General features: G+C 65.0%; 11 protein-coding genes. 1 reads left to right on the top strand and 10 read right to left on the bottom strand.

The genetic code is table 11. The features are described 5' to 3' along the window. Positions 1 to 14 precede the first annotated feature (14 nt). The 8 genes from HL653_RS13590 to HL653_RS13555 form a co-directional block, all read right to left on the bottom strand. Entirely contained in the window at positions 15 to 1523 is a 1509-nt protein-coding gene (locus HL653_RS13590) for a M28 family peptidase (RefSeq protein ID WP_171744987.1), read from the bottom strand. Positions 1524 to 1609: 86 nt separating this feature from the next. Next, complete coding sequence (locus HL653_RS13585) at positions 1610 to 2389, bottom strand: hypothetical protein (protein WP_171744986.1); 780 nt, start codon at positions 2387 to 2389, stop codon at positions 1610 to 1612. A gap of 83 nt (positions 2390 to 2472) precedes the next feature. Next, a complete protein-coding gene (locus HL653_RS13580; RefSeq protein ID WP_171744985.1) occupies positions 2473 to 3402 on the bottom strand; it encodes a DUF808 domain-containing protein in 930 nt (309 codons plus the stop codon). Between the two features lie 137 nt (positions 3403 to 3539). Continuing rightward, on the bottom strand, positions 3540 to 5354 hold the full coding sequence (locus HL653_RS13575) for a potassium transporter Kup (protein ID WP_253718100.1): 1815 nt from the start codon (positions 5352 to 5354) through the stop codon (positions 3540 to 3542). 435 nt (positions 5355 to 5789) lie between these two features. Further along, positions 5790 to 8327 (bottom strand): zinc-dependent metalloprotease, encoded by a 2538-nt coding sequence (locus HL653_RS13570; RefSeq protein ID WP_171744983.1) that lies wholly within the window; start codon positions 8325 to 8327, stop codon positions 5790 to 5792. Positions 8328 to 8543: 216 nt separating this feature from the next. Continuing rightward, entirely contained in the window at positions 8544 to 10193 is a 1650-nt protein-coding gene (locus tag HL653_RS13565; RefSeq protein ID WP_171744982.1) for a flotillin family protein, read from the bottom strand. Beyond that, complete coding sequence (locus HL653_RS13560; RefSeq protein WP_171744981.1) at positions 10190 to 10810, bottom strand: YqiJ family protein; 621 nt, start codon at positions 10808 to 10810, stop codon at positions 10190 to 10192. Before HL653_RS13560 ends, HL653_RS13565 begins: the two co-directional genes overlap by 4 nt. 61 nt (positions 10811 to 10871) lie before the next feature. Further along, positions 10872 to 11300 (bottom strand): helix-turn-helix domain-containing protein, encoded by a 429-nt coding sequence (locus tag HL653_RS13555; RefSeq protein WP_171744980.1) that lies wholly within the window; start codon positions 11298 to 11300, stop codon positions 10872 to 10874. 108 nt (positions 11301 to 11408) lie between these two features. Here HL653_RS13555 and HL653_RS13550 point away from each other — a divergent pair, with 108 nt between their 5' ends. After that, a complete protein-coding gene (locus HL653_RS13550) occupies positions 11409 to 12152 on the top strand; it encodes an SDR family oxidoreductase (RefSeq protein ID WP_171744979.1) in 744 nt (247 codons plus the stop codon). Between the two features lie 103 nt (positions 12153 to 12255). On the opposite strand, the gene HL653_RS13545 is transcribed toward HL653_RS13550, so the two are convergent. Both HL653_RS13545 and HL653_RS13540 read right to left on the bottom strand, forming a co-directional pair. Then, positions 12256 to 13848 (bottom strand): amidohydrolase, encoded by a 1593-nt coding sequence (locus tag HL653_RS13545; protein WP_171744978.1) that lies wholly within the window; start codon positions 13846 to 13848, stop codon positions 12256 to 12258. Between the two features lie 118 nt (positions 13849 to 13966). Further along, the gene (locus tag HL653_RS13540; protein WP_253716849.1) at positions 13967 to 17047 is read right to left on the bottom strand and encodes a TonB-dependent receptor; all 3081 of its coding nucleotides are present in this window, start codon (positions 17045 to 17047) and stop codon (positions 13967 to 13969) included. Between the last annotated feature and the right edge of the window lie 403 nt (positions 17048 to 17450).

The following is a 17450-nucleotide window of genomic DNA, read 5'->3' as shown; positions in this document are numbered from 1 at the left end:
ACTGGTATGGTGCTTTAAGGCTTGGCGTAGGCGCTGCCGGGCTTCCAGCGCGGGCGATCGGGCGCGTCGGCGACCTGCGCCGTCAGGTCGTAGAAGAAGCGGTTGAACTTGCCCGCCGCCGCCCAGTCGATCGGCTGGGTCAAATCGTCCTGCGGCCGGTGGTAACGGGTATCGTACCATCCCCGATAGATCTTCTCGGCGGGCGATCCGGGGCGATAGCCGAAGACGAAACCCGTCGCGGGGATACCCTTGCGGATGAACGGCCAATGGTCGGCGCGGGTGAGCAGGTTGCGCTCCGGCTCCGGATCGATCCGTACCGCGATCTTCTGCCGCGCGGCCACGTCGCGCACAGCATCGCCCAGCGTGCTGTCGTTGAGCGCATGGACCGTCAGCAGATCGAGCGGAAAGATCGGCCGCAACTGGTCCAGATTGATGTCCGCCACGATCGCCCTGATCGGCACGGTCGGGCGGCTGGTGAAATAGGTGGCGCCCAGCAGCCCTTTCTCCTCGCCCGTAAAGGCCGCGAACAGCACCGAACGGCGATAGCCCTTGCCCGCGCGCCGCTCCGCCAGCCGTTCCAGCAGGGCGACATAGGCCGCATCGTCGAACGCGCCATTATACAGCGCATCGCCATCGACCGGCTCGCCGAAGCCATAGCCGTCGAGATGCGCGGAGAGGACGATCACCTCGTCCTTCAGCACCGGATCCGTGCCCGGCAGCATCGCCAGCACATTGTCCGATCGGATCGCACGATGCGACAGTGCGATCCGCGCCGTGAAACGCCCGGCATCGAAGCTCGGCAACGGCCGCCCGGCGCTTCCCTCCGTCACGATCGCGGCTGGATCCCGCCCGCTGCCCTCGATCATGTTCGCCAGCGCATCGACATTGACGGTGCCGAGCAGCATCCGGTCCACCGCCACCGGCTTCGCATCCTCGAAGGTGACGGTGCGGGCATAAGCGGCGGGCCAGCGCGGCGGCTCGACCGTGAAGGACGGGTCCGCGATCGTCAGCACGCCGATCGCGCCGCCTGCCCGCGCCGCCTCGGTCCGCTCGGCCGGTGTCGGAAACCCCGGCTTGCGCGTGCCGTAGCAGAGTATGATCTTGCCCTTCACATCCCCCATCGCCTCGCGCCCGCAATAGCCGCGGAAGGCGATCGTACCGCCCAGTTCGGCCGGCAGGTCCGATGAGGCGCGCAGGGTGAGGTCCTGCAGGAAGCGCAGCGGACGACCATCGATGGCGAGATGCGTCCCCTCCTTGTCGATCGTCACGTCGGTGAGCTTCAGCGTCTGGAAGAAGGAGCCGTTCTCGCCCGCCGGCTTCAGCCCGGCCTTGGCGAAGGCGGCCGCCACCAGTTGCGCCGCGCGGTCATAACCGGGCGATCCGACATCGCGCCCTTCCATGTCGTCGCCCGAAAGCTGCTGGGTCGCCTGCCACCATGCGGCGGTGTCGCGATCGGGCATGGGCGCCACGCGTGGCGGGCGATGCCCTGCGGCTGCAGCGGCGAGAAACAACGACACGAACATGGCTTTACCCCCGGTGCGGGCAGGTTTCGCGAGCTAGCGTGTCGAACGCAAGGGCCCGTTCGTAACAAAGGGCGACGGACGGCGCCTCACGCGCCCAGCAGGCGCAGCACCAGCGGCCGGGCGGCGGGCTCGAGATAGGCCCACACCGCGATCAGCTGAATTGCGGCGAGGAAGGCCACGCCTCCCACATAGGCCCCATTCAGCCGTCGCCTGGTCACGAGATCATAGAGGCCCAGCGCGACGATGCCGACGTCATTGCCGCCATATCCACCGACGAGGTTCAGCCAGAAGGGATCGGTGATCACGTGGCCGATCGGCGCGAACAGCCAGCGCGCGAAGCCCGCATCGCTGATCGCCAGCAGCGACAGGATCATCAACCGCTTGTGATCCGCCGCGCGCCAGCGCAGCCTGACGCCAGCCGCGACGAGACCGCCAAAGGCCAGCATGTCGGCGAACTGGATGTAGAGGAAGGACGGACCGTCCCCGCCCGGCACCGCCATCCGCGCCCGATCGATGATGATCGCCGTCACCGGCCCGAGGACCATCATCACGATCGCGAGACCGATCATCCCGATGCCCACCCTGCGATGCAGCGCGAGACGGCGGCTCCGCACCAGCGCGACCTGCGTGGTGAACAGCAGCAGCCAGCCGACGAACGCGATGGCATGGACATGGACGATCAGCGGATAAGCGGGCTTGTGCTGCGCATAATGGGCGAGGATCTCGCCACCGAAGCCCATGACGATGCCCAGCCACACATAAAAGGTGAGGATCGCGAATATATAAGCGTCGGCGGGATGGCGCGGCGCAAAGCGGGGCGAGCGCGGCGGCGCCCCTGTCGGCCATAGTCCCGCGATCGTTGTCATGCCCGATGCCGCCCCCGCCGCATTTCGTCACGCTTCGGCAACGAAATACCATGGATCGAGGGTCGGCGGAAGCAGGGCCCCGATCAGTGGGCGGGGCGCGCCATGTGCAGCGCCAGCGCGATGATCCCGCCGATCACGATGCCGACGATCGCCGATCCGATCGCACCGACGATCCAGGCGATGAGGCTCCCGATCGCAGGCGCTATCCCGGCCGCCGTTTCGCCCGCCGTGTGGATCAGATGGGCAGGCGCGGCAAAACCCAGCACCTCCATGCCGTGGACGAGGATGCCGCCGCCCACCCACAGCATCGCCGCCGTGCCGATCGTGGCGAGCGCGGACATCACCACCGGCATGCCCTTCACCAGCCCGCGCCCGATCGCCTTGGTGGCGCTGCCGCCGCGGCGCGCCAGATAGAGGCCGATATCGTCCATCTTCACGATCAGCCCGACCACACCGTAAACGCCCGCCGTGATCCCGATCGCCACCAGCACCAGCGCCACCGCCTGCGTGAGGAACGGCGCATGGGACACGCTGCTGAGCGCGATCGCCATGATCTCGGCCGACAGGATCAGGTCGGTGCGGATCGCGCCGGACACCTTCTGCTTTTCCAGATCGGCCGCATTGGCGGCCTTCTCGTCGTCGTCGCCATGCGCTTCGCCGCCCAGCGCCTCGATCAGCTTCTCGGCGCCCTCGAAGCAGAGGAAGGCACCGCCCGCCATCAGCAGCGGCGTGATCGCCCAGGGTGCGAACGCGCTCAGCAGCAGCGCCACCGGCAGCAGGATCAGCAATTTGTTGCGGATCGATCCCAGCGCGATCTTGCCGATGATCGGCAGTTCGCGCTCGGGGGCGAGGCCGGTGACGTAACGCGGCGTCACCGCCGTATCGTCGACCACCACGCCCACCGCCTTGCTGCCCGCCTTGCCGGCGGCCGCGCCCACATCATCGAGGCTCGCGGCGGCGAGCTTGGTGATGCCGGCAATATCGTCGAGCAGGGCTACGAGACCGGAGGCCATGGGGATCCTTGTGCGGTGGAGCGAGCGGACGGGATAACGCGCCCTGCCCCCGCCCGATAGCCCGGCGTCATAAGGCTGTTGGGAAATGCGCGAGGCGCGCATTTCGAGGCGCCGACAGGCGCATCTCAATCAGAAAATCAGATCTCGACCTGGCTGCCCAGTTCCACCACGCGATTGGTGGGCAGGCGGAAGAATTCCATCGCGCTTTCCGCGTTGCGGACCATCCAGGCGAACAGATGCTCCCGCCACAGCGCCATGCCCGGCCGGGGCGACGGGATGAGCGTCTGCCGGCTCAGGAAATAGCTGGTTTCCATCTGCTTGAACGGGCCACCGCAAATCTCGCGTATGTCGAGCGCGGCCGGCACGTTCATCTCCTCCATGAAGCCATAACGGAGGAAGACGCGGAAGAAGCCCTCGCCCAGATCGGCCACTTCCAGCCGGCGCGCCTCGCCCACGAACGGCACCTGTTCGATGATCAGCGTCAGGATCAGGTTGCGCTCGTGCAGCACCTTGTTGTGCTTCACATTGTGCAGCAGCGCGGCCGGGATGCCCTCCTTGGCGGCGGACAGGAAGATGGCCGTGCCGGGGACGCGTTCCAGCTTGGGCGAGGCGGAGGCGATGAACAATTCGGCAGCCATCATGTCCTCGGCCACGCGTGCGCGCATCAGCTTCTGGCCCTTCGACCAGGTCGTCAGCAGCGTGAACACCACCACCGCCACCGCCAGCGGAAACCAGCCGCCATCGGTCAGCTTGGTCATGTTCGAGGCGAGATAAAGCCCGTCGACCAGCAGGGCCACGCCCGTCACGAGCGCGGCCAGCGCGGGGTGCCAGCGCCAGACCCGGAAGGTCAGCACGCCCAGCATGCAGGCCGTGATGAACATCGTGCCCGTCACCGCGATGCCATAAGCGGCGGCGAGGTTGGACGAACTGCGGAAGCCGATCGTGATCAGCACCACGAAGACGAGCAGCATGCCGTTGACCAGCGGCACATAGATCTGCCCGGCTTCGCGCGCACTGGTGTAGACGATCCGCAGGCGCGGCAGGAAGCCGAGCTGGATCGCCTGCTGCGTGACCGAGAAAGCCCCCGAGATCACCGCCTGGCTGGCGATGACCGTCGCGAGCGTGGCGAGGATCACGAGCGGCAGGCGAACCTGCTCCGGCGCCATCAGGAAGAAGGGGTTTTCGATCGCATCGGGCTGACCCAGCAGCAGCGCCCCCTGCCCCAGATAATTGAGCATCAGGCAGGGAAAGGCCACGTACAGCCACGAGATGCTGATCGCCTTGCGCCCGAAATGGCCCATGTCGGCATACAGCGCCTCCGCGCCCGTCACCGCCAGCACCACGGAGCCGAGCGCAAGGAAAGCGACCTTCGGATCGAGCGCGAAGAAGCGCACCGCCCAGACCGGGTTGAGGCTCCAGAGAATGTCGGGCCGCGCGACGATGCTGAGAAGACCGAGCGCCGCGATCACCAGGAAGTAGAAGATCATGACCGGGCCGAACAGCGCGCCGACGCGCGCCGTGCCGTGCGACTGGATCGCGAACAGGCCGATCAGGATCAGGATGGAGATCGGCATCACCAGATGCACGAACGCGGGCTCCACCGTGGCGAGGCCCTCGACGGCGGACAGCACGGAGATGGCCGGCGTGATGATCGCATCGCCATAGAAGAGCGCGGTCGCCACCACGCCCAGTACCGCGATGATCGGGGTCAGCTTCCGCGCGCCGGACGATCGCGCGATCAGCGCCAGCAAGGCGAGGCTGCCGCCCTCCCCGTCATTGTCCGCGCGCAGGATGATCAGCACATATTTGATCGTGACGATCAGCATCATCGTCCAGAAGACGAGGCTGAGCACGCCGAACAGATGCTGCGGATCCACGGCCAGCGGATGATGGCCGATGAAGCTTTCCTTCAGCGCGTAGAGCGGCGAGGTGCCGATATCGCCGAACACCACTCCGATCGCGCCGACCGCGAGGGGAAGCGTCTTTCGGTCGCCACGATGATGGGCGCCGGGATCGCCGGGAGCAGCATGATCTGCGGGAGGCACGTTCTCAAAACCTGTTTCGCACCCGCACAACGCGGGCGGGCGGCCCTATGCTCCCCTCGTTCACGAAAAGCGACAACCGAAATGTTTCGGCCGGATGTGCGAAGGGAAACCGCCGCCGGGCATGCAGCCGGCGACGATTTCCCTTTCTTCACCGCGTAACTTCATCGCGACCCCGATCGGGACAGCCGCGAAACTGACGTCCCACCCCGTTTGCCCTGAGCTTGTCGAAGGGGGCCGTTCTTCCTGCTCTCTCTTATTCAAGAGAAAGAACGGTGCTTCGACAGGCTCAGCACGAACGGGAGAAGGTGCACTTTGCGCCCTCCCCCTTCGAGATGGGAAGGATCAGAGCGGAGCGCCCGGGTTCACCGTGTAGCGCGAGCGCGGATTGCCGCCCCAGTCCGGCACCGCCGTCTTGGGCGCCCACTTGGCCGGCTCCTCCAGATAGCGCTCGATGTCGCGCGCGCTCTGGCGATAGAAGCCGGTCGTCAGCGGATCGCTGTCCTTCTTGCTCTTCAGCTCGGCCGCCAGCGACGCCAGACGATCCAGCGCATAGGCCTTCGCCTCCGGCGCCGTATCCTTGGCCGCGCCCAGGATCATCATCGAATCCAAAGCCGCCGCCTGCGTCGAGCGCAGGATCGCGCGCTCCTCGGCCGTGCCGGTGGCGCTGGCATGCCACGTCTTGGCCATCACCGCGTCGAACACGTCGGGCAGCGTCACCGCCCCCGCCTGACGCGGAGCCAGGGCGACGAGGCGCGCCGCCCGCTCCGGATTGAACAGCGGCTCCAGCACCATGGCCGCCGCGATCCGCGCGGCGCGCAGCTGATCGAACATGTCGTCCTTCGACAGATCCTCCAGATTGCGGCCCGGCGACGGAGTCAACTGCACGAGCAGGCTTTCCGGCAGTTCCAGCGTCTTGGGATCGATCGCCTCCATCAGCAGGCCGAGCGTGTCGTGCTGCAATTTGGTCGGGATGAACTCGGTCGGCGGCAGCGTCTCGCCTTTCACCACGATGTTGGTGAAAATGCCGCCAATATATTTCACGCCGCTGTCGATCGCCCAGCGATGGTGGAGATAGACCATCCACAGCCGCGCATCGCGCAGATCGCCGATCGGCTCGTCGGCCTTGAGCATGCCCTGCCCATACGTGGCGAGCATGATCTTGCGCGCATCCAGCGTCTCGCGGAGATATTCGGTCGGGGTCGCGCGATCGTCATAGGCCGTCCAGCGCGGATCGTCGGACGGCGTGTAGATGATGCCGTGCGCGCGCATGTCGGCGATGATCCCGTCCAGCCCGGCCTTCTCCTGCGCGGGCGCGAACGGCGTATAGGCGTAGCGCGCCATATAGACGTCATAGGCGCCGATCTGCTTCTCGAATGCTTCGGACAGATCGAGCTTGCCGTTCGTCACCTTCACGCGCGGGCTGGGATATTCCATCACCGAAGCCTGATTGTTCAGGCTCGACGCGAAATTGTGGTTGAAGCCCAGCGTGTGGCCCAGTTCGTGTGCGGTCAGAAGCGCCTGGCGCTCCAGGATCATGTCGCGCTGGCCCTTGGGCATCGCATTCCACACATCCGGGCTCTGCAGGATCGAGGGATCGGCCACGTCGATGCCGCTGCCATCCTCGGGCAGACCGCCCGAATAGGCATCGTAGAAATTGCCGATCGTGCGGATGCGGTGGCTGTCCATGTGCGTCTTGGTGCCGAGCAGTTCGCCCGTGCGCGGATCGCGATAGCTGCCGCCCGACGAGAAGCCGCGCTCGTCGCGATCGATCCACAGCACCGTCGGGTAGCGGATGTCCATCGGATCGACATCGGCCGGAAGATCCAGCGCCACGATCGCATTCTTGAAGCCCGCCGCCTCGAACGCCTTGTTCCACCACAACAGGCCCTGCTTCATCGCGAAGCGGATCGGATCGGGGATGGCCGTGTCGAAATAGAAGGTGATCGGCTTCACCGGCTCGCTCAGCGCGGCGCTCGGATCCTTCTTCTCCAGACGATAGCGGCCGATGATCTGGCCGACCGGCGCGTCGTCCGGCAGCTTGCTGAAATCCTTGTACATGGCACCGCCCAGCCCGACGCCGATGCGCGGGTCGGCGTCACGCGGATGAAAGCCCGGCGCCGGCGCGCGCAGGAAGCTGTGGTGGATGCGGAAGGTCAGGCTGCGCGGATCGGGCGTGACGGCACGGACAAGCGTGCCCGGGCTGTCCGATGCGAAGGTGGCGACCGTCTCGATCTCGGTATTGTCGGGAAACGCCTTCATCCGCTTCGGATAGAAAGCGAAGCGCTGAGGATCGAAGCGATAATTGCCCTGATTGCTGCGGCGCAGCCCCGCCTCGACATTGGCGGCATCGCGGTTGAACAGAGGCGTCGCATCGACGATCACCTTGCCGCCCGCCTCGCTTTCGATCGGCAGCGCGGCGAGAACGGACGTGGGGAAGCTGTCCTCCACATTCTGCTTCTCGGCCGGCGCCGCGTTCGGCGCGCGGAACGCCATGTTCTGCTCGACGACCAGCACCTTCTGCCCCGCGCGAACGAAGTGGATCACGCTCGTGTCGTGTACGCCGCGATCGAACGGCAGTTCCACTTCGCCGCCGCCCGTCGCGGCCGAGACGAAATACAGCACGTCCTGATCGAAGACGGGCACCTCCAGCGACACCTTGTTCTTCGCGGCATCGAAGGTGAACGGCACGTAGCCGTCGGCATGGACCGGCGCGGGACCGGTGCGCGCAGGTGCCTCCGCCCCTGCCTTTGCCGGTGCCGGAGCGGCGGCCAGCGTCGCGCCGCCGAGCCCCAGCAGCGCGATGGCCGCGCAGCCCGCCCGCAACAGATGGATGGCGCGCCGTCCCTTATGGGCGGCGTTCACGGTTTCGCTTGGCATCATGGCGACTGGCTCCGAGGTGATCCCTGATCGGCCCTCTCTCGCGGAGGGCCGGCGCCACCAGCCTAGCAGACACGCGGGCTGCGGTTCTCATCAATCTTGCAGAAACATTCGCTCCAGGCTTGGGAATATGCCGCACACAGCGAAACAGACGCGATATTCCAGCGCATATTTCAGCCTTGTCACATGATCCCGCAACGAGTGATGGCGATGGGCTCGTCAGGAGTCGGCGTCAGGCTGAGGTCGCAGCGCCCCCGCCACCAGACCGTCCAGCGTGCCGCCCTCGAACCCCAATTCCTTCATCAGCCCATCGATCACCGGTGCCTGCGCGCGATAGCGCAACGCCGCGCTCACCGCCGAGTTGGCGAGATTGCCGTCACCTGCGCCACCCACGACACCATCGACCTTACCGCCCAACCCCTCGACCTGGACGATCCTGATGCTGTCGATCGACTCCATCGGCTTGGCAGCCTCGCGGATCAGTTCTGGCAGCACCTTGAGCAAAGCGATCTTGGTCTGCAGCGAAACCTGATCGGACGAAAGCAGGTTCGCCGCCTCGTTGACGGCGCGCTGGCCGGCCGCCTCGACTTCGAAGCGCACCCGCGCCGCCTCGGCCCGCAACTTCTCCGCCTCCGCCTCGCCTTCCGCCGACGCGCGCAACGCCGCCGCGCGATCGGCCGCGGCCTGCTTCTCCGCCTCGGCCTGCACCTTGACGGCGATCGCCGCACGTTCGGCCTCTCTCGCGGCGTCGATCAATTCGATCCGCTTGGCCCGCTCGGCCACTTCGGTCTCGCGTGCCGTGCCGACACGCTCCTCCGCCGCAACCGCTTCCGCACGCGCATTGTCCGCCTCGGCCTTGGCCTGGCTTTCCTCCCGACTCTTGTTCTGGACCGCGATCTGCTGCTCCTGCCGGGCGATCTCGATCGCCTGTGCCTGCGCGATCCGTGCCTCCTGGATGGCGCGATCCGCCTCGATCTGGGCGGCGTCCGTCTGCTGCTTGGCCAGAATGCGCGCCTGATCGGCTTCGCGCTGGCGCTCGGACTGCTGCCGGGCAACCTCGGAGGACTGCTCCGCCCGGCGCATCTCTAGTTCCCGCTCCTGCTCAAGCCGAGCGAACTCATTGTCGCGCGCGATCAGGAAGGATTGGCGCGAGGCTTCCAGATTTTTCGCCTCGATCTGGACCCGCGTATCCTGCTCGATGTCGTTGCGGGCCTTCTTCCGCAATTCGATCTGTTCGGTAAGCTTGGTCAGGCCCTCGGCATCGAAGGCGTTGTTCGCGTTGAAATGCTCGATCGAGGTCTGGTCGAGGCCGGTCAGCGACACGCTCTCCAGTTCCAGACCGTTCATCGCCAGATCGGCGGACGACACCTGCTGCACCTTCTGCACGAATTCGGACCGCTGCTCGTGCAACTGGTTCATCGTCATGCCTGCTGCGACCGAACGCAGCGCATCGACGAACTTGCCTTCCACCAATTCCTTCAGCGCCTCCGGATGCATCGTCCGCTGGCCGAGCGTCTGCGCTGCCGTTGCCAGCGCCTCCCGATCCGGGCGCACGCGCACATAGAATTCGGCGCGGACGTCGATCCGCAACCGATCGAGCGTGATCAGCGCATCGGTATTGCGCCGCTCCACCGCGAGGCGAACCGTGTTCATGTTCACCGGCATCGTCTCGTGCAGCACCGGCAACACGATCGCGCCGCCGTTCATCACCACCTTTTCGCCACCGAAGCCCGTGCGAACGAACGCCACTTCCTTCGAAGCGCGCTTGTACAGCCGCGCCATGATGATGCCGATCACGATCAGCGCGACGAACGGCACTCCGGCAAAAAGCACGACGTTCACCAGGCCCGAAGGGACAATCTCGTTCATCTTTGTATCCAGTTGGAGAAAGGCGGTGCGCCGTGGGAGATTGCGCGGAAGACATCCTTCTCGCGTCGGACGAGCAGGACGGTATCGCCCTCGTTGAAGACGGCCGCGCCGTTATCGGGCTCGACCATCACATGATGCGCCTGCCCGTGCGGATCGACGACACGGGCTCGCGCCGGGGAACCATAGACGGCACGACCGATCGTGATCGAGGCCGCCAAGCCGACAAGGCCTTCCAGCGGATAGGCGGTCGTCTGGTCATGCGGCATGACGCGGCCAAGGCCGCGCGCGAGGATCTTGGTCACGGGCAGGGAAAGGATGGCCGCCAATGGCGTCGCGCCCCACACCGGCAGCATGACGCCCGACACGCCTTGCGCCGCCTGCTGAATGGCGAACCCGAGAATGCCGAAGCTGGCCAGAAACGCGATCAGTAGCACCAGCAGGGGTACGCGACCGAAGCCGAGCCAGCCGAGCATACCGCCATGATCGAAATCCACGCCGAAATCGAGATCGAGCCCGGCTATGCCGAGCCCGACAGCCTCGACCAGACCGATCAGCACCATCAAAACAAGCGCCGCCGTGAAGGTCACCACCTCCGGCGAAAACAGAGCCCCCAACACGCGAATCTCCCCGCCGGCCAGCTTAGCTCAGCCGCCCGCCGGGGCAATGCTCAACCGGACTTCACTTTCCCTCATCGAACGCCGCGCGGGCTTCGTCCACAGCGGTCAGGTTCTTTTCGGCCCAGATCCAGACACCGCAGAAGGCCTCGCCGAGGCTGCGGCCCAGCGGCGTCAGCCGATATTCCACCTTCGGCGGGACCACGGCATGCACGGTGCGGATGACGAGCCCGTCGCGCTCCATCGCACGCAACGTTTGCGTCAGCATCTTCTGGCTCACTCCCGTCACGGCCTTCGCCAGCTGCGTGAAGCGCAATTCGCCCTGCTCTTCCAGAACCTCCAGCACCAGCATCGTCCACTTGTCGGCAACGCGGCCGATCAGGTCGTTGACCAGGGCCTCCACGCGTGGATCCACCTCCGGCGCGGCACATGTCCGTTCGGGAACGGGCGCCCGTTCCGCCAGTTCGTTCGCCGGCTCGATCGTCGTGGCCATCCCACACTCTCCTTTTGGTGGGTATAAAACTTTCCGGTGCCTTCTTTCGAAACCACAGTGCCGCGCTAGATGGAGCCCTCCATCGGGACAATCAACAGGAGCGATCCCATGAAGATCAGCGGCAACACCATCCTCGTCACCGGCGGCGGCTCCGGTATCGGCCGCGCGCTCGCGCAGCGCTGGCATGATCTGGGCAATCACGTGATCGTGGCGGGCCGCCGACAGGACGCGCTGAACGAGACGATCGCCGGCCGCGCCAACATGGCGGCGATGACGCTCGACGTGGAAAGCGTCGAGGCGATCGAGGATTTCGCCACCCGGCTGATCACGGCGCACCCAGCGCTCAACGTGATCGTGAACAATGCCGGCATCATGGCGCGCGAGGATCTGACCGCGCGGCGCGATCTCTCCGTGGCGGAAGCGACGATCGTCACCAACCTGCTCGGGCCAATCCGGCTGATCGACGCGCTGGTCGATCATCTCGCCGCCGCCCCGGACGCCGTGATCGTGAACCTCTCTTCCGGCCTCGGCTTCGTGCCGCTACCGGGCGCGCCGACCTATTCGGCCACCAAGGCGGCGATCCACAGCTACACCGTTTCGCTGCGCGAGCAGTTGAAGGGCAAGATCGAGGTGATCGAACTGGCGCCGCCGGCCGTCCGCACCGACCTCACGCCCGGCCAGTCGACCCGCGAAGGCTATATGCCCCTCGACGAATTCGCGGACGAGGTGATGGGCCTGTTCCAGCAGGTGCCGACGCCGCCGGAAATTCTCGTGAAGAATGTCCTGCCGTTGCGCACGGCGGAAGCCGAAGGCCGCTTCCCCGACGTGCTGGCCTTCCTCAACAACCTTTAAGAAAAAGGGCGCCCCGCAGACTGCGGAGCGCCCTTTTTCATCCGTCCGTCTATACCCCGGCCCGCCGCAGGGACGGCGCAACGGGCCGGGGACCGGCGGGCGGTCAGCCGCCCGTCGTGTTCAGGTTCGGATATTTGATGCCGAGCTGGTCGAGATAGCTCGGATATTTGGCCGGATCGTAATAGAACTTCGTCATCTCCGGGCGGAGCTTGTCCATCACGTCCTTGTTGAGCCAGATCGCCGGCGGATCGTTCGGGCCGACGACCGGATCATACTTCTGATCCTTGAGCTGGACGTTGGTCTGGAACTCCTTGGCGTCCGCGATCAGCTTCGGCGTGGTCATCATGTCCAGCACCGTGAACGCCACCGCCTTGGCACCCGCGACCGCGCCCTTGTGGGCGATCGGCGTGGCCATCGCGATCGCGCTGGTCTTGTTGTGGCCGATCATGCTCGGGATGTTCGAGGGGAAGCGGATCGTGATGGTCGGCACGGTCCACATGATGTCGCCGATATCGTCCGAGCCGCCGCCGGTGGGCACGCGCGCCTCATATGGTCCGCCGAGCGGGCTGATTTCGGTCACCAGCGGCTTGACCGGTCGCTTGAGCGAGGTCTGCACGGCCTTGGTGAAGGCCTGATCGTCGGCCGTCCACTTGGGCATGCCGACCGCCTTGATGTTCGCCCAGGCGGCTTCGGCCATCGGCTTGTTGCCATAGTTCGGCGCGGCATAACCGAGGATCTTGTGCTCGACGGTGGTGTCGGTCGCCTTGGCGGCGGCTTCCGAAATCTCGTTGCCCGTCTCGTACAGCTCGCGCACCGGCTTGAAGCCGAAATCGCGGAAATAATACCAGACCGAGGCCTTGTCGGGCACGACGTTGGGCTGACCGCCGCCATTGGTGATCACGTAATGCGAGCGCTGGCTGATCGGCAGATGTTCACGCCGGAAATTCCAGGCCGTGTCCATGATCTCGACCGCGTCGAGAGCCGAGCGGCCGTCCCAGGGATCGCCCGCCGCATGCGCGGTCTTGCCGTGAAACGTATATTCCACCGAGACGAGCGCGTTCGATCCGCCCATGCCCCACGAGGTAGAGAAATCGCTGGAGACGTGCGTGAAGATGTTCGCATCCACGCCCTTGAACAGGCCGGCCTTCACATAATAGGCCTTCGACGCGAGCAGCTCTTCGGCAATGCCGGGCCACAGCATCAGGCGGCCCTTGATGTGGTTCTTCTCCATCACGTCCTTGGTCGCGATGGCGGCCGCGATCATCAGCGGCATGCCGGCATTATGCCCTTCGCCGTGCCCCGGAGCCCCGTCGACCATCGGCTTCAGATAGGGCGTGCCCGGATATTGCGAGACGCCGAGCAGGCAATCCTCGTCGGAGCCGAGCGCGATCAGCGGCCCGCCCTCGCCCCACGTCGCCGTCCAGGCGCTGGGGATGCCGGCGACGCCCTTGGTGATCTTGAAGCCGTTCTTCTCGAGAATGGCGGTCAGATATTCCTGCGTCTTGAATTCCTGAAAGCCCGGCTCGGCGAAGCTGAACACGCTGTCGACCATTTCCTGGACGAGCTTGGCGTGGGCATCGATATCGGCGGCGGCGGCGGCCTTCATCGCGGCGGGGGCTGCGGCCTGCGCGGCAGCGAGCGGCGCGGTGCCCGCAAGCAGCGCCGTCGCCAGCAGGGTGAAGCGGGAAACACGCATCGAATTCATCTCCCAACGATGATCGGCTCCGGCTTTGGCCGGGCCACTTTGTAGGCACGAAATAGAGACAACAAAAATACCGGGCGACCTCCGAAGAGGCCGCCCGGCAGGGGTCGGATCAATATTCGACGCGGATACCCATGCGATACACGCGGCCCAGAACGTCATAGAGGCTGCGGTTCGTCTGCGGATAAGCCTCCGTGCTGTCACCGGTCGGGCCGGTGGCCGTGAGGACGGGATCCTTGTTGAAGACGTTCCGGATCGAGATGAACAGATCCGCCTTCGTATTGGCGACCGTGAACTTATAGTCGGCGTTCAGGTCGAAATACCAGGCACCGGCAATATGGTTGTTGTTGATGGTGCGGTGATCGACGGTCGAGACGGGGCAGCTCGTCGTGCAGACGATGTAGCTGTTGTCATAGGTTCCGCCGGAGACACCACGGCCAACCATCTCGAACGCGAGACCATTGTCCATATTGTAGGCCGCCGTCATGCGGTAGGTCCACTTGGGCAGATTGCCCGTGTTCTGACCGACCGTATTATAGGCCAGCGCCACGCCGCTGTCCGCAATGTAGGTGAGCGCGCGGGTAGCGAGCGCACGGAACATGCTCACGCCAGGGCCGATGCGACGACGATAGCTCGCCTCGAAATCGATGCCCTCATCCTTGATGCCGACGAAGTTCAGCGGCTGGATGGTGATGCTCTGGATGTCCGCACCGGGGTTGGTCGGCGACGCCGTGCCACCCCCCGTCAGGTTGATGAACGAGCAGGCCGTGGCGCTCTGACGTTCGCCGTAGCAGAGATCGGTGAGATTCTGCGCGGTGTACGTCGAAATCGCGTTGGACAGCTTGATCCGGTAGTAATCGACCGACGCCGCGAAGCCCGGCAGGAAGCGCGGCGTGAACACGCCGCCGACACCCAGCGTCTTGGCGACTTCCGGCGTCAGGTTGCGATTGCCGATCTGCGACGCGATCATCGTGTCGGACACGGTGGTCGTGCTGCCCTGCGCGGTCTGGTGAACAACCGCGTTGGTGAAGCCACCGCCGGGGTTGAACAGCTCGCTCAGGTTGGGCGCGCGGATGTCACGGCTGTACGTGCCACGCAGCTTGATGTCGGGGATCACCTGATAGGTCAGGCCCGTCTTCCAGGTGGTGACGCGCCCCGAAGTGGAATAGTCGGTCACGCGGACCGCGCCCTGGAAATCCATGCCCTTGATGATCGGAACGATGGTTTCGACATAACCTTCCGTCACGCTGTAATGACCGAAGACGGGGATGAAGTTGCCGTAGCGCCACGTCGGAACGATCGCGCTGCCGGTGCCGATCGGCGCATAGAATGCATCGACCGAGCCCTTCACCGCTTCGCGGCGATGCTCGATGCCGAAACCGATCGAGACGGGACCCGCCGGCAGCTCGAACAGATTGTTGGTCGAGGCGTTCAGCGCGGCGGAATCCTGCTTGATCGTCTGTTCGCGCAGCGGGTTCTGGCCGTTGCCCGTAACGTAGGCGATCGCCGCCGGGCTCATCCCGCCCACGCCGATGCGGTTCAGCGGAACGCAGGCCGGATCGTCGTTGGTGGTGATGCTGTCGGCGTTGACGCGGCACTGGATCGTGCCGTTGGCGGCGGTGACGGCATCCGTCGCCTTCGCCATGCGATCATAATTCCACGCGTTGATCAGCTGCTCGTGCGTCTTGGTGATGCCCTTCTGATAGTAACCGCTCCAGTGGAAGTCGCGGTTCAGCACCGTGAAATCGCCTTCGGCACCCGCGACGTAGCGGTAGATTTCGCGCTTCATGTTGCTGCCCTGCGCGGGCAGGCCGGCATTGCCGGTGCTCATGATGATCGACTGCAGGTTGTTCGCCTGCATCAGCGTCCGGATGTTCGACGGCAGATAGGGATTATCCGCCATGATCTCGACGCCGCTGGTGGTGCTGGCCCCGGGCGCGCCGGCCGTCGTCTGCGAGGGAGTCAGCTGATAATAGCTGCGGCCCTGATAGCTGTTGTAGCCAAACTGGCCGAACACCTTGAGCGCGGACGAGAAATCCCAGCTCAGGCGACCGAACGCGCTCTTGCGCTTCTCGGACGGCAGCAGGCTCGACGAATTGACGTGGCTGGAGCTGGCATATTGATAATCGCCGCCCTGCATCCACTGGCCGCTGCGCTGGCCGACGGCGAGGGTGCCCGTGACGGCGCGGCCGGTCGCGGGATCGATCGTGCCGAAATAGGTGTTGGCCAAGGCGGTGCCGGTAACGGGAAGCACGCTGGTCGAGCCATTGGCGCGCGCGCCGAGGATCAGGCCGCCCGGCGTGAAGTTGCCGGAGCCGATGCCGGTGGCGATGGTGCGCGCATTGACGCACGAGGCCGCCGACGCCGCGCAGGCCGCCGCGCTGTAATTCGGGTTGTCGATCTGGAAGAAGCCCGAATTGTTCCAGTCACGATCGACCGTGTCGATGCCGTCCTGATGAAAATATTCGCCGCTGACGATCACATGACCGCGATGCTCGGCGAAATCGGTGCCGGCCGTGATCGAAGCCTTGTGGTTCTGACCATCGCCATAATCGGTGACGCCATAGCTATATTCGGCCTTAACGCCGGTGAACTTCTTGTTCAGGATGAAGTTCACGACACCCGAGACGGCGTCCGAACCATATTGTGACGACGCACCGCCCGTCACCACTTCGACGCGCTCGATCAGCGCCTGCGGGATGAGATTGGTGTCGACCGTGCCGCTGGTGTCGGATGCGACCGAGCGCTGGCCATCGATCAGCACGAGCGTACGGTTCGCGCCCAGGCTGCGGAGGTTGACCGAAGCGACGCCCGCACCACCGTTCGACAAGGACCCGTTCGTGCTGGCCGCCGTGCTTGAGCCACGAACCGACGGCAGGGTGTTCACGAAGTCCGAGATGTTGGCCGGCGCTTCGCGGTTGATTTCCTCGGTGCTGATCACCGAAACCGGGGTCGGCGCGCTGTAACCGTCACGGACGATGCGCGAGCCGGTGACCGTGATCTCGCCCTCTGGGGGAGCGGCCTCGGGGGCCTGGGCGAGAGAGGCAGGTGCTGCGGGGGCAGCCTCCTGTGCGTGGGCAGCTTCGGCGCCCATGCAGAGCGCCATCATTCCAACAGTTGCAAGAACGTACCGCTTCGATTTGGACAAGATCTTCCGATCGCCGACCGCCATATGGTCAAGCACATTCATCATCAATTACCCCTTAACAAACCTACACCCTGGGTAATCCTCTCCCTATATTTCTGTATTATTTCATATCACGTTTTTAGCAATGAACTTTCGTCTCGATTCAAACTCTGATCGTCGCATTCTTTCTAAGCGCAGCATTTATGCAAATTTATTCAAAAGTGCGCCGTAATCCTTATCCACTATCTGGGAAAATTGGCGATCGGATTATTCCCGGGTCCAGGTCCGGGGCACCGGGCCGGTCGTCGGCCATGCGCGCTTTCAGCGAGGAAGGCGCACCCGTCTCCAGCATGCCGCACCCATCGGAAGCGGGGTCACGGGCAAAGTGGAACGGGAAGAAACCATCACATTCACTCCGGTCGCGATCGATCTGCCCGCCGGGGGCCTTTCATCGCGCGCGTTACACGAT

Source organism: Sphingomonas sp. AP4-R1 (assembly GCF_013113735.1).
Lineage (GTDB): Bacteria > Pseudomonadota > Alphaproteobacteria > Sphingomonadales > Sphingomonadaceae > Sphingomonas_I.
The sequence above is the reverse complement of the archived record's forward strand: the minus strand, read 5'-3'. Positions and strand labels throughout refer to the sequence as shown.

Bases quoted from the DNA above. Each gene is read 5' to 3' on its own strand.
- HL653_RS13570 (WP_171744983.1), bottom strand. From the start codon at position 8,327: ATGATGCCAAGCGAAACCGTGAACGCCGCCCATAAGGGACGGCGCGCC.
- HL653_RS13580 (WP_171744985.1), bottom strand. From the start codon at position 3,402: ATGGCCTCCGGTCTCGTAGCCCTGCTCGACGATATTGCCGGCATCACC.
- HL653_RS13585 (WP_171744986.1), bottom strand. From the start codon at position 2,389: ATGACAACGATCGCGGGACTATGGCCGACAGGGGCGCCGCCGCGCTCG.
- HL653_RS13545 (WP_171744978.1), bottom strand. From the start codon at position 13,848: ATGCGTGTTTCCCGCTTCACCCTGCTGGCGACGGCGCTGCTTGCGGGC.
- HL653_RS13590 (WP_171744987.1), bottom strand. From the start codon at position 1,523: ATGTTCGTGTCGTTGTTTCTCGCCGCTGCAGCCGCAGGGCATCGCCCG.
- HL653_RS13540 (WP_253716849.1), bottom strand. From the start codon at position 17,047: ATGATGAATGTGCTTGACCATATGGCGGTCGGCGATCGGAAGATCTTG.
- HL653_RS13555 (WP_171744980.1), bottom strand. From the start codon at position 11,300: ATGGCCACGACGATCGAGCCGGCGAACGAACTGGCGGAACGGGCGCCC.
- HL653_RS13565 (WP_171744982.1), bottom strand. From the start codon at position 10,193: ATGAACGAGATTGTCCCTTCGGGCCTGGTGAACGTCGTGCTTTTTGCC.
- HL653_RS13550 (WP_171744979.1), top strand. From the start codon at position 11,409: ATGAAGATCAGCGGCAACACCATCCTCGTCACCGGCGGCGGCTCCGGT.